Origin of the sequence: Glycomyces harbinensis (assembly GCF_900101745.1) — a bacterium.
Taxonomy (GTDB): Bacteria; Actinomycetota; Actinomycetes; order Mycobacteriales; family Micromonosporaceae; genus Glycomyces; species Glycomyces harbinensis.
Genome location: NZ_FNAD01000002.1, coordinates 489,028 through 501,784, shown reverse-complemented (window position 1 = coordinate 501,784; position 12,757 = coordinate 489,028). Strand labels below are relative to the sequence as shown.

Below are 12,757 nucleotides of genomic sequence, written 5' to 3'. Positions count from 1 at the left end.
CACAAACAGGACCGGGTGTGGTCACGGCGTATGGCATCGGTACCACTGCGGCCATATGCTGTAACTCGGATCACGTCAACCTCCACATCTACCTGCGGATCCATCTCGAACAATCTAGGAGAACCCATGGCTCGCTTTCCCAGAGCGCTGCTCGCTGTCACCACAGCGAGTCTCACGGCGTTCGCCCTCGTCGCGTGCGGCGGCGGGGACGATGACAGTTCATCCGGCGGTGACTGCACTGAAGGCGACGGCCTGACCGTCGGCACGATCCTGCCGCAGACCGGTTCGCTCGCCTTCCTGGGCCCGCCCGAGTTCGCCGGCGTCGACCTCGCCGTCGAGGAGATCAACGAGTTCGGCGGCGTCCTCGACACCTGCGTCGAGGTCCTCCACGAGGACTCCGGCGACACCACCACCGACATCGCCAGCCAGGCCGCGGACGCCCTCATCGCGCAGGACGTCAACGTCGTGATCGGCGCCGCCTCCTCGGGCGTCTCCTTCCAGTTCATCGACAAGCTCTACGAAGAGGGGATCGTCCAGATCTCCCCGGCGAACACCTCGCCGGACTTCACCACGTACGAGCGCGGCGACTACTACTTCCGCACCGCGCCCTCGGACATCCTCCAGGGCCGCGTCCTCGCCGACACGCTCATCGCCGACGGGCACCAGTCCATCGCCATCCTGGCCCTCCAGGACGCCTACGGCACCGGTCTGGCCGACTCGATCGAGCAGAACTTCACCGACTTCGGCGGCGAAGTGGCCCTGAAGACGATCTACGACCCGGCCGCCACCGAGTTCAGCGCCGAGGTCGGCCAGGTCGCCGACGCCAACGTCGACGCGGTCGTGCTCGTCACCTTCAACGAGATCGTCAACCTGGGCCCGGCCCTGGCCGAAGGCGGACTCAGCGCGCAGGACCTCGGCTGGTACCTCGTGGACGGCAACCTCGCCGACTACAGCGCCGACTTCCCCGCGGGCTTCATGGAGGGCGCCAAGGGCACCTTCCCGGGCGCCGACCCCGAGCCGATCCGGGACCGCCTCCTGGAGATCGACCCGGACCTGACCGACTTCACGTACGGCCCCGAGTCCTATGACGCCACGGCCCTCGCCGCGCTCGCGGCGATCGCCGGCGACAGCTACGACTCCGAGACCATCAAGGACAACCTGGTCGACGTGAGCACCGGCGGCACCAAGTGCACCGGCTTCACCGAATGCGCCGAACTGCTGGCCGAGGACAACACCGCCGACATCGACTACGACGGCTACTCCGGGCCGATCGAGTTCTCCCCGGAGGGTGACGTCACCGCCGCCACCATCGGCGTCTACCAGTACCTGCCCGACAACACCTACGAGAACCTCACCTACACGTTCGGCGACCTGAACGAGTAGCACCAGCGAGGCGAAGCCCCCCGGGACCACAGGACCCGGGGGGCTCTCGCTTGCCGCCGAACGCGAGACGACGCCCCCGGGTCCGAACGGACCCGGGGGCGTCGCCGCGTGCTCCTAGCGCGCCTTCCCGAGCGTGCCCAGGTACAGCTCGACGACCTTCGGGTCGTCGATCAAGCCCGCGCCCGGACCGGTGTAGGCGCTGCGGCCCTGGTCCAGCACGTAGCCCCGGTCGCAGATCTGGAGGCAGCGGCGGGCGTTCTGCTCCACCATCACCACCGTCACCCCGGTCTGGTTGATCTTCTTCGTGTTGAAGAAGACCTCGTCCTGCATCGCCGGGGACAGCCCCGCCGACGGCTCGTCCAGCAGCAGCACCGACGGCTCCATCATGAGCGCCCGGCCCATCGCCACCATCTGCCGCTCGCCGCCCGAGAGCGACCCGGCACGCTGGCCGCGCCGGTCCCCGAGCACCGGGAACAGGTCGGTCACGAAGTCGAACCGCTCCTTGAACGCCTTGGGACGCAGGAAGACCCCCATCTCGAGGTTCTCCTCGACCGTCAGCGTCGCGAACACGTTGTTCGTCTGCGGGACGAAGCCCACGCCCATCTGCACCAGCTGGTGCGCCTTGCGGTTCGTGATCTCCTCACCGCGCAGCACCACGGTCCCGGAGGTGACCCCCACCAGGCCGAACATGGCCTTCAGCAGCGTCGACTTCCCGGCCCCGTTCGGGCCGATGATGCCGACCAGCTCGCCCTCGTTCGCGTACAGGTCCGTGCCGTTGAGGATCGACACGCCCGGGATGTACCCGGCCGTGACCTCGTCGGCGCGCAGCAGCGCGTCACCCGAGGCCTCCAGGTGGCCCTCGCGGCTGCACACCTCCGTGTCCGACTCGACGGACTCGTCGATCGGGACGCCCGTCGGAGCGATGCCCTCGGCGGCGCCCGCGTCCGTGTCCGCCTCCTCGCGCTCCTCGAGCGGCTGCGGCGGACGGTTCTCGTTGTCGCTCATGTCGTCCTCCTAACGCTGGGCCGCGTCGTGGTGCGCGCCCAGATAGGCGTCGATGACGCGCGGGTCCGCCGAGATCTGGTCCGGCGTGCCCTCCGTGATGAGCTGGCCGGCGGCCATCACCGCGACCCAGTCGGCGATCTCGTGGACCATGTCCATGTCGTGCTCCACGAACAGGACGGTCATGCCCTCCTCGCGCAGGCCCTTGATGTGCTCCAGCAGCGACTGCTTCAGCGCCGGGTTCACCCCGGCCATCGGCTCGTCGAGCATGACCATCTTCGGGTCGAGCATGAGCGCCCGCGCCATCTCCAGGAGCTTGCGCTGGCCGCCCGAGAGCTCGCCGGCGTAGTGCTCGCGCTTGTCGATGAGCTTGAAGCGCTCCAGGAGCACCAGGGCCTTCTCGCGGTTGGCCGCCTCCTGGCGCTTCCACAGCGGCGGGAAGAGCCCCGCCCACATGCGCTCGCCGAGCTGGGAGGACGCCCCGATGAGCATGTTGTCCATGACGCTCATGCGGGTGAGCGCCTTCGTCAGCTGGAACGTGCGGACCATGCCCGCCTGCGCCACCTGATAGGACCGCATCCGGTTCGCCTTGCGCCCGTTGAAGTTCCACTCCCCGCTGCTCGGCCGGTCGAAACCGGTGAGCAGGTTGAAGTACGTGGTCTTCCCGGCCCCGTTCGGGCCGATGAGCGCGGTGATCGAGCCCCGCTGCACTTCGAGGTGCTCGACGTCGACGGCCACGAGGCCGCCGAACGCCCGCCGCACCCCGGTGGCGGTGAGGATCGGATCCGGTTTGGCGACGCCCGGTTCGGCCGCCATCCCCGCCAGCGCCGCTCGCGCGGCGGAGATCCCCGTCTGCTGGTCAGCGGACATCGAGCATCAGCTCCTTCCGGTTGCCGATGAGACCCTGCGGCCGGAAGATCAGCAGCAGGACCATTCCCAGGCCCAGCAGGAAGAACACCAGCGGACCGACCTGCGTCGCGTCGAGCACGCTCGGCGGGATCACGTCGGACCTGATGGCCTGGTTGAGGCCCTGGGCGATCAGGTTGTACAGGAACCAGAACAGGGCCGCGCCGAGCACCGGCCCGAAGAGCCTCGCGGCACCGCCCAGGATGAGGACCACGTAGAAGTAGAACGTGAAGTCCGTCGTGAACGTGTCGGGCTGGACGTTCGCGCGGCTGAGCGCGAACACGAAGCCCGCGATCGCGCCGATGATGCCGCCGAAGACCAGCGCCTGCATCTTGTACGCGAAGACGTTCTTGCCCAGGCTCCTGACGGCCTCCTCGTCCTCCCTGATGCCCTTGAGCACCCGGCCCCACGGGCTGTGCACCAGCAGGCCCATGACGACGAGGATGACCGCGATCAGGCCCCAGCCCACGGTCATGATCCACAGGTCGCGGTTGGAGTACTGGAAGTCGACGATGCCGAGGTCGACGGTGAGCCGGCCGTGCTCCATGGAGATGAACAGGAACGACCAGTTCCCCTCCTCGGGCCACGGGTTCATCGCGAAGAACGGCTCCGAGAAGCCGCGCATCCCGTCCGAACCGCCGGTGGTGTCCGACCAGACCGTGGCGCGGGCGAGCCGCCGCACGATCTCCGCCGCGGCGATCGTCACGATCGCCAGGTAGTCGGCCCGCAGCCGCAGTGTCGGTATGCCCAGCAGCAGCGCCATCACGACCGCGGCGACGAGCCCGATCGCGATGCCCCACCAGAACGGCAGCCCGAAGGACACCACCGCGAGCGCCAGACCGTACGCGCCCATGGCGGCGAACGCGGCCTGACCGAAGTTGAGCAGACCCGTGTACCCGAACTGGAGGTTCAGGCCGATCGCGCCGAGGGCGTACACGAGCATGGTCGGCCCGATGGCCTGCGTCAGCGCCTGGCTGAATACGAATTGCCAATCCATCGCGTGGCCTCCTAACCGATTCGCTCGCGGCGGCCCAGGATGCCCTGGGGACGGGTGAGCATGATGATGATGAGGACGGCCAGCGCGCCGACGTATTTCAGCTCGGGCGCGACCACGAGGGTCGACATCTGCACGAACACGCCGATGATCATGGCGCCGAGGAACGCGCCGAACGCGGTCCCCAGCCCGCCGAGGACCACCGCGGCGAAGACCAGGAGCAGCAGGTGCTGGCCCATGTCGAACTTGACGCCGTCGCTGATGGACAGGAACACGCCGGACATGGCCGCGAGCGCGCCGCCGATCGTCCACACCAGGCGGATGACCCGGTTGACGTCGATGCCCGTGGACGCGGCCAGGGACGGGTTGTCCGACACCGCCCGCGTCGCCTTGCCGAGCCTGGTGAACATGAGCGCGAGCCCGACCAGGACGCAGACGACGAGGGCGATGGAGCCGGTGGCGACCTCCTTGGGCGTGATCACGAGCCAGCCGAAGTCCCAGGGCTTCTGGCCGACGTACTCGTCGTAGCGCTGGCGTTCGCCGCCGACGAAGAACAGGGTGGCGTAGCGGATGAGCATGGCCACGCCGATCGAGATGATCATCATCGAGACCAGGCCGGTCCCGCGGTCGCGCAGCGGTTTCCACAGGCCCCAGTCCTGCGCCCAGCCGAAGGCGGCCCCGAGTACGACCGCGGCGATGGCCGCGAGCCACACGGGCAGGCCGAAGGTGATGTTGAACAGCAGGGCGATGACGCCGCCGAAGGTCACCAGGTCGCCGTGGGCGAAGTTGGTGAGTCCGGTGGTGCCGAAGACCATGGAGAGTCCGACCGCCGCGAGGGCGATCATGAGGCCGAAGTGCAGGCCGGAGACCAGGAGGCTGACGGCGCGGGTGGCGCCGCCCTCGTCCTCGATCTCGCCGAGGGCTTCGCCGTCGGCGGCCTCTTCGGCTTCTTCGCTGGAGGCGTCGTCGCCGGGTTCGGTGCTTTCACCGCCTTCGTCGGAGGAGGACTCGCCGGGGTCTTCGGGCGTGACGCCCTCGGCGAGTTGGGTGTCGAGCGGGAACAGGACGGTCCGATCGGCGTTGACCTCGACTTCGAGCTGCGGCCGGCCGTTGCGAACGAGCAGCCCGTCGGGCAGGGTCGATTCGTCGAGGGTGACCACATAGGTCCCCTCGGCTTCGAGCGGGACGGCCCAGGTGCCGTCTTCGGCGCTCTGGACCGTGGCGATTTCGGTCCCGGATTCGTCGGCGACGGTGATCGAGACCCCTGCCACGGGTTCGTCCTGCTGATTCTCCAGGGTGCCGCGGACGCCGAGCGTCTCTTGCGCACCCGCGCTGCTGTTCACCCCCAATACCAGCAACAGGCCGGCGAACGCAGCCGACAACAACAGCACTGCACGTCTCAATGGGCCCCCTCGGGAGGTTTCGGGCATCGGAACCCGCCTCGTGTGCAATGTTCGAGAAACACGAAACGGCGGGAGTGAGTCGCATCTTAAGGAGACCTTGCTGACTAGAGCAGTCCTCGTTATAGAACCGTTGCAAATGTGGCTCAGATGTTACCGGCGCCGGACCGTGGCCGACCTCGGTCTTTCACGCGGCCGTTGCCGGCTGATTCGACTCCCGTGAATATCTTGCAACACTTCGCCGCGGCGGTGGCGACCCGCCTCGGCCGTCGAACCCCCTTGGGCCACCGCGCGGCCACGCGGTGTGAGAGGATATTGCCCGCTCGGGGCAGTAGCTCAGCTGGTTAGAGCAGGGGACTCATAATCCCTGGGTCGCGGGTTCAAGTCCTGCCTGCCCTACAGAAAAAGGCCCTGCAATGCAGGGCCTTTCTGATGCACGGGCACCGAAGGCGGCCCGCCGGCGTCAGTCGCGGTCGGTCCGCGGCCGCCTCGCCAGCGTGACGGCCAGGCCGGCGAGCACGATGCCCGCGGCGATCCACAGGACCGTCGCACCGTCCGTCCGGTCGAACACCGCCCCGCCCAGCAGCGCGCCGACGGCGATGCCGCCGTTGAAGACCCCCGACCACAGTCCGGAGCTGCGCTCGAGCTGCGCGGGGTCGGCGACGCGGATCCACGACTGCGTCGAGACGGTGACCGAGCCGTAGGTGAAGCCCCACAGGGCGAGCACCACGAGCGCGGCCGCGGCACCGGCGACGGCCACCGGCAGGAGCGCCGCGGCGATCGCGATGCCGCCGAGCGCGATGAGCAGGGCGGCGCGCGGGTCGCGCGCGGCGAGGGCGCCGATCGCGAAGTTGCCGAGGACGCCGGCCGCGCCGAACACCGCGAGCGCCGCGACGATGAGCATCGCGGTCATGCCGGGGCCGGTCTCCAGCACGGGCCGCACGTACGTGTAGGCCGCGAAGTGGCCGATCACGACCAGGGCGGTGATGACCAGGCCGGTGGCGACGCCGGGGTGGCGCAGCGGGGTGAGCATCCCCCGCAGCTCGCTGCGGTGCGCGACCTTCAAGCGCGGCAGCGTGATGAGCACCGCGCCGGCCGCGACCAGGCTCAGTCCGGCGAGGCCGTGGAAGGCGGCGCGCCAGCCCCACAGATCGGCGGCGAACGTGCCGAGCGGGACGCCCGCGACCATGGCGATCGAGACCCCGGAGAAGATGACGGTCATCGCGCGCCCGACGTGGCGCTCGTCGGCGAGCCGCGGGCCGGTGCCCCCGGCGAGCGACCAGACGACGCCCATCGCGACGCCGATGAGCACGCGGCCCGCGGCGAACACGGCGAAGGACGTCGCGACGGCGCTGAGGGCGTTGCCGAGGGCGAGCAGGGCCAGGAACGCGACCAGGACCGTGCGCCGGTCGGCGCGGCCGATGAGGGGCGGGGTGAACATCGCGACCACGGCGGCGATGACGCCGGTGATGGTCAGCGAGGTCCCGGCCGTGCCCGGCGCGACGCCGAGGGCGCCGGCGATCGGGGTGAGCAGGCCGACGGGCATCATCTCGGCGGTGACGACGCTGAAGGTGCTCAGCGCGACCGCGAGGACCGGCGCCCATCGGAAGGGCGCCGGAGTCGCGGGCGCCTCGCCCGCGCGGAGTGCTGTTGCGGAGGACATCGAACCGTCCGATCATCGAAATTGACATACATGGCGTATGCCGATGACGGTAACTCGCATACGCGGCGTATGCAAACTCGCCCGCGTCGCGTATGCGGCCTACGATGGAACCGGAGGCAGGGAGGACCCATGGTCAAGACGGCGCGGCGCACCCGGGCGGAGATGCTCGACCGGACCCGCGAGCAGCTCATCGCGGCCGGGCGCGAGCACTTCGGGTCGCACGGCTACGCCGCGACCTCGATGGACGACCTCACCGGCTCGGTCGGGCTGACGCGCGGCGCGCTCTACCACCACTTCGGGGGCAAGAGCGGGCTGCTCGAAGCGGTCGTGCGCAGGCTCGACGACGAGCTGTGCGTGCAGCTGAAGGCGATCCTGCGGGGGAACGACGACCCGCTCGACGCGCTGGCCGAGCGCGGGCGCGCCTACATCGAGAAGACCCAGACGCCGGAGTTCCAGCGGATCATGTTCACCGACGCCCCCGCGGTGCTCCCGGACGCCATCGAGGAGACCGCCGCCGCCTGCATCGCCACGCTCGCCGAGGTCGTGCAGGAGGGCAGGGCGCGGGGCATCGTGGCCGCGGACGTGACGCCGGTCGTGCTCGCGACCATGCTCAACGGCGCCCTCGCCGACGCCTCCCGCTGGGTCGCCGCCGCACCCGAGGACGAACGCGAGTCGCGCCTGGAAGCGGCCAGGCGATCATCGACGGCCCTCGTCCAGGGCCTGCGCACCGCGACGTGATGCGGCCCGGCCGCTACGCCGCGGGCTTGCGCAGGTGGACGAGTTCGATGCCCGGGCGTCCCGGGCTGCGGCGGGTCTCCTTGTAGCCCAGGCGGTCGTACAGCTTCAGGTTCAGTTCGCTCCTCATTCCGGTGAAGAGCTCGAAGTGCTCCGTGCCCGGCGCCGCCAGTGCTTCGAGGGCCGCGATGAGGCGCGTGCCCAGGCCCCGGCCCTGGAAGTCGGGGGCGACTGCGAAGCGGCCGAGATGGAGCGCCGTGCCCTCTTGGCGGGCGCGGCCGGTGGCGATGATGCGGTGGCCGACCACGGCCTTCAGCACGTGGATCTCCTCGATCGCCCCCGCGACCTCCGCGAGCGTCTCGGTCAGCGGCGGCAGGAGCGGGTCGCCGTAGATCTGCGCCTCGGCGACGAAGGCGCCCCGGGAGAGGGTCAGGATCTCGCCGGCGTCGGCGGCCTCTGCGGGGATGAAGGGGGGCTCCATATCGGGAGCGTAAACGCGGCCCGGCCTGGGGGACAAGTGATATCCCACCAGGCCGGACCACTGCCGAACGGTACCGCCTACCAGGGCACGGTGGTCTCCGCGTGGTACTCCAGGCCTTCCTGGAAGAAGCCGCCGTGGGGGCCGTCGTCGTCCAGCAGGGCGAGGTCCGCGGCCACCTTCGCGGACAGGGCCGGGTCGCGCCAGCCCTCGTTCTTGTTGAGGTCGGTCTTCGTGTAGCCCGGGGTCATCGCGTTGATCTTCACGGTGGAGTCCTTCAGCTCGGTCGCGTAGGAGACCGTCAGCATGTTCAGCGCCGACTTCGAGGCCCCGTAGGCGCCCACCTGCATCCCCGCGAACGGCTGCTTCGGGTCGGTGATGAACCCGAACGAGCCGACCTCGCTGGAGACGTTCACGATCCGCCCCGCCGGGGCCCGCCGCAGGGCCGGCAGGAACGCGTTGGTCACGGCGATCACGCCGATCACGTTGGTCTCGAACACGGTCCTGGCGGTGGCCGCGGTGAGCTCGCTGGTGTTCCAGTCGCCGTCCGCCAGGGCGACCCCCGCGTTGTTCACCAGGATGTCGAGGTCCCCGACGGTCGCGACGGCGGCACTGATCGAATCCGGGTCGGTCACGTCCAGCCGGACGAATCCGACATCGAAGCCCTCCCCTCTGAGCTTCGCGGCGGCCTCCTCGCCGCGTTCGATGGAGCGGGCCCCGACCAGGACCCTGAGGCCCTCCTTGCCGAGGCGCTTGGCGATTTCAAAGCCGATGCCCTTGTTGGCGCCGGTCACGAGTGCGATCTTCTTGGTCATGCCTTGAGCCTGCGCCCGTTTCGGCCCGGCGGACAGAGACCTGTTTATGGTGGTACATCCGGTACCTGGCCCGGCCCCGGCATCCGAGGCAGGATGGACGCATGGACCGCATCCAGCTCGCCGACTTCCTCAAGGTCCGCCGCGCCGCCATCCGACCCGGCGACGCCGGGCTCCCCGAAGGGCCGCGCCGCCGTACGCCGGGCCTGCGCCGCCAGGAGGTCGCGCAGCTCGCGGGCATCTCCGTCGAGTACTACATCCGGCTCGAACAGGCCCGCGGCCCCAAGCCCTCCCGGCAGGTCCTCGGGGCGCTCGCCCGCGCGCTCATGCTCGACCGCGACCAGCGATTCCACCTGTTCCACCTCGTCGACGAGCTGCCCGAGTCCGATTCGAGCCGCGAGGTCCCGCCGACGATCCGCAACCTCCTGGCCGGACTCCAGGACTTCCCCGCGTACGCGGTCGACGCGGGCTACGAGATGCTCGCCTGGAACGCCAAGGCCAACCTCCTCATGGGCTACCTGGACCGGCTGTCGCCCCAGGAGCGCAACATCCTGCGTACCAGTTTCACCGGGCCGCACGCCCCGGCGCAGCTCGCCGACCCGCGCGCGCAGGCGTTCCTGCAGGACTGCGTCTCGGACCTGCGGGCCTCGCTCGCCCGCAGCCCGGGCGACACGCGGCTGCGGGCCCTGGTGGACGAGCTGCTGCGCACCAGCCCCGAGTTCGGGGAGATGTGGGCCGACCACCGGGTGGCGGTCCGGCGGGTGCAGACCAAGAGCGTCGTGCACGGCCAATTCGGGCCCCTGGAGTTCGACTGCCAGGTCCTCGACGTGCCCGGGACCGCCGTGCGTTTGGTCGTGTATGTGCCGCAACCGGATTCGCCGACGGCCGCGGCGTTCGCCCACATGTCGGCATCGGCCCCGGTCATTCTCGAAACCCCCTCGCGACCCGCGTAACCCGCCGGCGACGGACATCACGCCGAGATTTCACCTCGGGGACTTTTACTCGTGCGGCGAGTGTTCTTATGATGGACCCTGGAGACGCCAGCGTCTCCCGTTCTTGATCAGCGACCGGTACGGCAAGGAAGCAGCCGGTGACAGCCTCAGCGTTCTCACCACACAACCTTCCCGGAGCTGCTTTCCATGCGCATGCCTCTGTTCGCCATGTCCATCGGCGCGTTCGGCATCGGCACCGCCGAGTTCGTCATCATGGGCATCCTGCCCCAGATGGCCGCCTCCTCGGGCGTCTCGCTCGCCGAAGCCGGCCTGGCCGTGTCCGCCTACGCCATCGGGGTCGTCCTCGGCGCCCCGCTGCTGACCGTCGCCACCACCCGCATCCCCCGCAAGCCGCTGATGATCGGCCTCATGGGCGCCTTCGCCGTCGCGAACCTCGCCACCGCACTGGCCCCCGACTTCGGCTTCCTGCTCGCCACCCGGTTCGTCGCCGGCCTCCCGCACGGCGCCTTCTTCGGCGCCGCCGCGGTCGTCGGCGCGAGCCTGGTCTCCTTTGACCGCCGCGCCCGCGCGATCTCGGGGATCATGTCCGGCCTCACCGTCGCCACGATCGTCGGCGTCCCGGTCAGCGCCCTGCTCGTCGGCCAGTTCTCCTGGCGCTGGATCTTCGCGGCCGTCGCCGCGCTCGGCATCGTCGCCGCCGCCGCCATCTGGATCACCGTGCCCGACACGCGCGGCGTCATCGTCCAGACCAGGGCCGCCGACGAGATCCGCGCGATCCGCTCCAAGAAGGTCCTCCTGCCGCTGGTCACCGGCGCGGTCGGCTTCGGCGGCATGTTCGCCGCCTACACCTACCTCACGCCGATCCTCGAGGAGGTCACCGGCCTCAACGCGGTCGCCATCGCCATCACCCTCGCGGTGTTCGGCGTCGGCCTGACCCTCGGGAACGTGGTCGGCGGCCAGGTCGCCGACCGCGCCCCGATCCAGGGCCTGTTCGCCGCGTTCACCACGATCGCGCTCGTGCTGCTCATGATGTTCTTCTCCATGGGCAACCCGGTCCTGGCGATCGGCGGGGTCTTCCTCATGGCGACCTCGTCCTCGCTGGTCGGCCCGATCATGCAGCGGCTGCTGCTCGACGGCGCCCACGCGGCCCCGTCGCTGGCCTCCTCCATGCACCACGCGGCGTTCAACCTGGCCAACGCCAACGGCGCCTGGCTCGGCGGCCTCGCGCTGTCGGCCGGACTGAGCCTGACCGCGCCGCTCCTGGTCGGCGTCGGCCTGGCGCTGGCCGGGCTCGCGCTGTCGGTCCCGCTGGCGCGGGCCCACGCCGAGGCCGCCGTGCCGGACATCGCGCCCGCCGAACTGGTCACCGCCTCCTAAGGAAGGCGTCTCCCCTGGCGGCGGCACCGCCGCTAGGGGATCAGCACCACCTTGCCCGTCGTGCCCCGGTTCTCCAGGGCGCGATGGGCTTCGGCGGTCTCGGCCAGCGCGAAGGTGTGCACCGCCGGGCGCAGCCGCCCGGCGGCGAGCTCGGCGAGCGAGCGCTCCTCGAGGGCCCGCAGGCCGCCGAGCCGCTCCAGGAGCTTCGGGCCGAGCGCGCCGGTGACGGTGAGGCCGCGGCCCACGATGTCCTCGACCGTGGCCTCGGTGGCCGTCCCCGCCGACCAGCCGAAGACGATCATGCGGCCGCCGAAGCCGAGCCGGTCGAAGGCGGCCCGGCCGACCTCGCCGCCGACCGAGTCGTACAGGAGGGTCGCCTCGCGGCCGTCGAGCGCCTTGTCCAGCACCGAGGTCCAGTCGGCGGCCCGGTAGTCGACCGCGGCGTCGGCCCCGTTCGCGGCGACCTGCCGGACCTTGCCGGGCCCGCCCGCGAGGCCGACCACGTACGCGCCGGCGTTCTTGGCGGCCTGCACCAGGAGCGTGCCCAGCCCGCCCGCGGCGGCCGGCACGATCACCGTGTCCTCGGCCGTCACCGGGCCGACCCCGAGGATCATCAGCGCGGTGCGGCCGGTGCCGATCATCGCCACCGCCTCGCCGAAGCCGACGCCCTCGGGGATCTCGTGGACCGAGGCGACGTCGCGGACGGCCTTCTCCGCATAGCCGCCGGACGCGAACCCGAGGTGGGCGACCGCGCGCCTGCCGATCCAGGAGGCGTCGACCCCCTCGCCGACCGCGTCCACGATCCCGGCGGCCTCCCGGCCCGGGATCGCCGGCAGCGCCGGGAGCGGGTAGGGGCTGTCCTTCGCGCCGTTGCGGAAGACCGTGTCGAGGAGGTGGACCCCGGCGGCCCGGGTGGCGATGCGGAGCTGGCCGGGGCCCGGCTCGGGCTCGGGGACCTCTTCGTACACGAGGACCTCCGGGCCGCCGAAGGCGTGGTGGCGGATGGCGTGCATGTCGTCTCCTGGTTGACGTGTTCCAGTGGGTGTGCCCGCAA

12 protein-coding genes and 1 tRNA gene are annotated in these 12,757 nt (G+C 70.4%); 5 read left to right on the top strand and 8 right to left on the bottom strand.

The window, feature by feature from the left end:
- The first annotated feature begins 126 nt into the window (after positions 1-126).
- Positions 127-1,383, top strand: a complete 1,257-nt coding sequence (locus BLQ63_RS05945) for an ABC transporter substrate-binding protein (protein WP_091030039.1) — start codon at positions 127-129, stop codon at positions 1,381-1,383.
- A 114-nt stretch (positions 1,384-1,497) separates the two neighbouring features.
- Here BLQ63_RS05945 and BLQ63_RS05940 read toward each other — a convergent pair whose 3' ends face one another.
- From BLQ63_RS05940 to BLQ63_RS05925, 4 genes are read right to left on the bottom strand one after another with little or no spacing between them, the layout of a single operon-like run.
- Positions 1,498-2,388, bottom strand: a complete 891-nt coding sequence (locus BLQ63_RS05940; protein WP_091030035.1) for an ABC transporter ATP-binding protein — start codon at positions 2,386-2,388, stop codon at positions 1,498-1,500.
- A 9-nt stretch (positions 2,389-2,397) separates the two neighbouring features.
- On the bottom strand, positions 2,398-3,255 hold the full coding sequence (locus BLQ63_RS05935) for an ABC transporter ATP-binding protein (RefSeq protein WP_091030031.1): 858 nt from the start codon (positions 3,253-3,255) through the stop codon (positions 2,398-2,400).
- On the bottom strand, positions 3,245-4,288 hold the full coding sequence (locus tag BLQ63_RS05930; RefSeq protein WP_091030026.1) for a branched-chain amino acid ABC transporter permease: 1,044 nt from the start codon (positions 4,286-4,288) through the stop codon (positions 3,245-3,247). Before BLQ63_RS05930 ends, BLQ63_RS05935 begins: the two co-directional genes overlap by 11 nt.
- Before the next feature lie 11 nt (positions 4,289-4,299).
- Positions 4,300-5,628, bottom strand: coding sequence for a branched-chain amino acid ABC transporter permease (locus tag BLQ63_RS05925; protein ID WP_218125083.1), 1,329 nt, complete (start codon positions 5,626-5,628; stop codon positions 4,300-4,302).
- A gap of 382 nt (positions 5,629-6,010) precedes the next feature.
- Between BLQ63_RS05925 and BLQ63_RS05920 the strand changes: the two genes are divergently transcribed.
- Positions 6,011-6,084, top strand: a tRNA-Ile gene (locus tag BLQ63_RS05920).
- Positions 6,085-6,148: 64 nt separating this feature from the next.
- Here the strand turns inward: BLQ63_RS05920 and BLQ63_RS05915 are convergent.
- Complete coding sequence (locus BLQ63_RS05915; protein ID WP_091030017.1) at positions 6,149-7,348, bottom strand: MFS transporter; 1,200 nt, start codon at positions 7,346-7,348, stop codon at positions 6,149-6,151.
- A 129-nt stretch (positions 7,349-7,477) separates the two neighbouring features.
- Between BLQ63_RS05915 and BLQ63_RS05910 the strand changes: the two genes are divergently transcribed.
- Positions 7,478-8,086 carry a TetR/AcrR family transcriptional regulator gene (locus BLQ63_RS05910; protein WP_177154802.1) on the top strand — a complete coding sequence of 203 codons (609 nt, stop codon included), beginning with the start codon at positions 7,478-7,480 and terminating at the stop codon, positions 8,084-8,086.
- A 13-nt stretch (positions 8,087-8,099) separates the two neighbouring features.
- On the opposite strand, the gene BLQ63_RS05905 is transcribed toward BLQ63_RS05910, so the two are convergent.
- Together BLQ63_RS05905 and BLQ63_RS05900 are read right to left on the bottom strand one after the other, a co-directional pair.
- The gene (locus tag BLQ63_RS05905; RefSeq protein WP_091030010.1) at positions 8,100-8,564 is read right to left on the bottom strand and encodes a GNAT family N-acetyltransferase; all 465 of its coding nucleotides are present in this window, start codon (positions 8,562-8,564) and stop codon (positions 8,100-8,102) included.
- 77 nt (positions 8,565-8,641) lie between these two features.
- Positions 8,642-9,376, bottom strand: coding sequence for an SDR family NAD(P)-dependent oxidoreductase (locus BLQ63_RS05900; RefSeq protein WP_091030007.1), 735 nt, complete (start codon positions 9,374-9,376; stop codon positions 8,642-8,644).
- Between the two features lie 101 nt (positions 9,377-9,477).
- Here BLQ63_RS05900 and BLQ63_RS05895 point away from each other — a divergent pair, with 101 nt between their 5' ends.
- Positions 9,478-10,326: a helix-turn-helix transcriptional regulator gene (locus BLQ63_RS05895; RefSeq protein WP_091030004.1), complete on the top strand. Its 849-nt coding sequence runs from the start codon at positions 9,478-9,480 to the stop codon at positions 10,324-10,326.
- Between the two features lie 186 nt (positions 10,327-10,512).
- Complete coding sequence (locus tag BLQ63_RS05890; RefSeq protein WP_218125082.1) at positions 10,513-11,703, top strand: MFS transporter; 1,191 nt, start codon at positions 10,513-10,515, stop codon at positions 11,701-11,703.
- A 32-nt stretch (positions 11,704-11,735) separates the two neighbouring features.
- Here the strand turns inward: BLQ63_RS05890 and BLQ63_RS05885 are convergent, their stop codons facing one another.
- Positions 11,736-12,716: a zinc-binding dehydrogenase gene (locus BLQ63_RS05885; RefSeq protein WP_091030001.1), complete on the bottom strand. Its 981-nt coding sequence runs from the start codon at positions 12,714-12,716 to the stop codon at positions 11,736-11,738.
- Positions 12,717-12,757 lie beyond the last annotated feature (41 nt).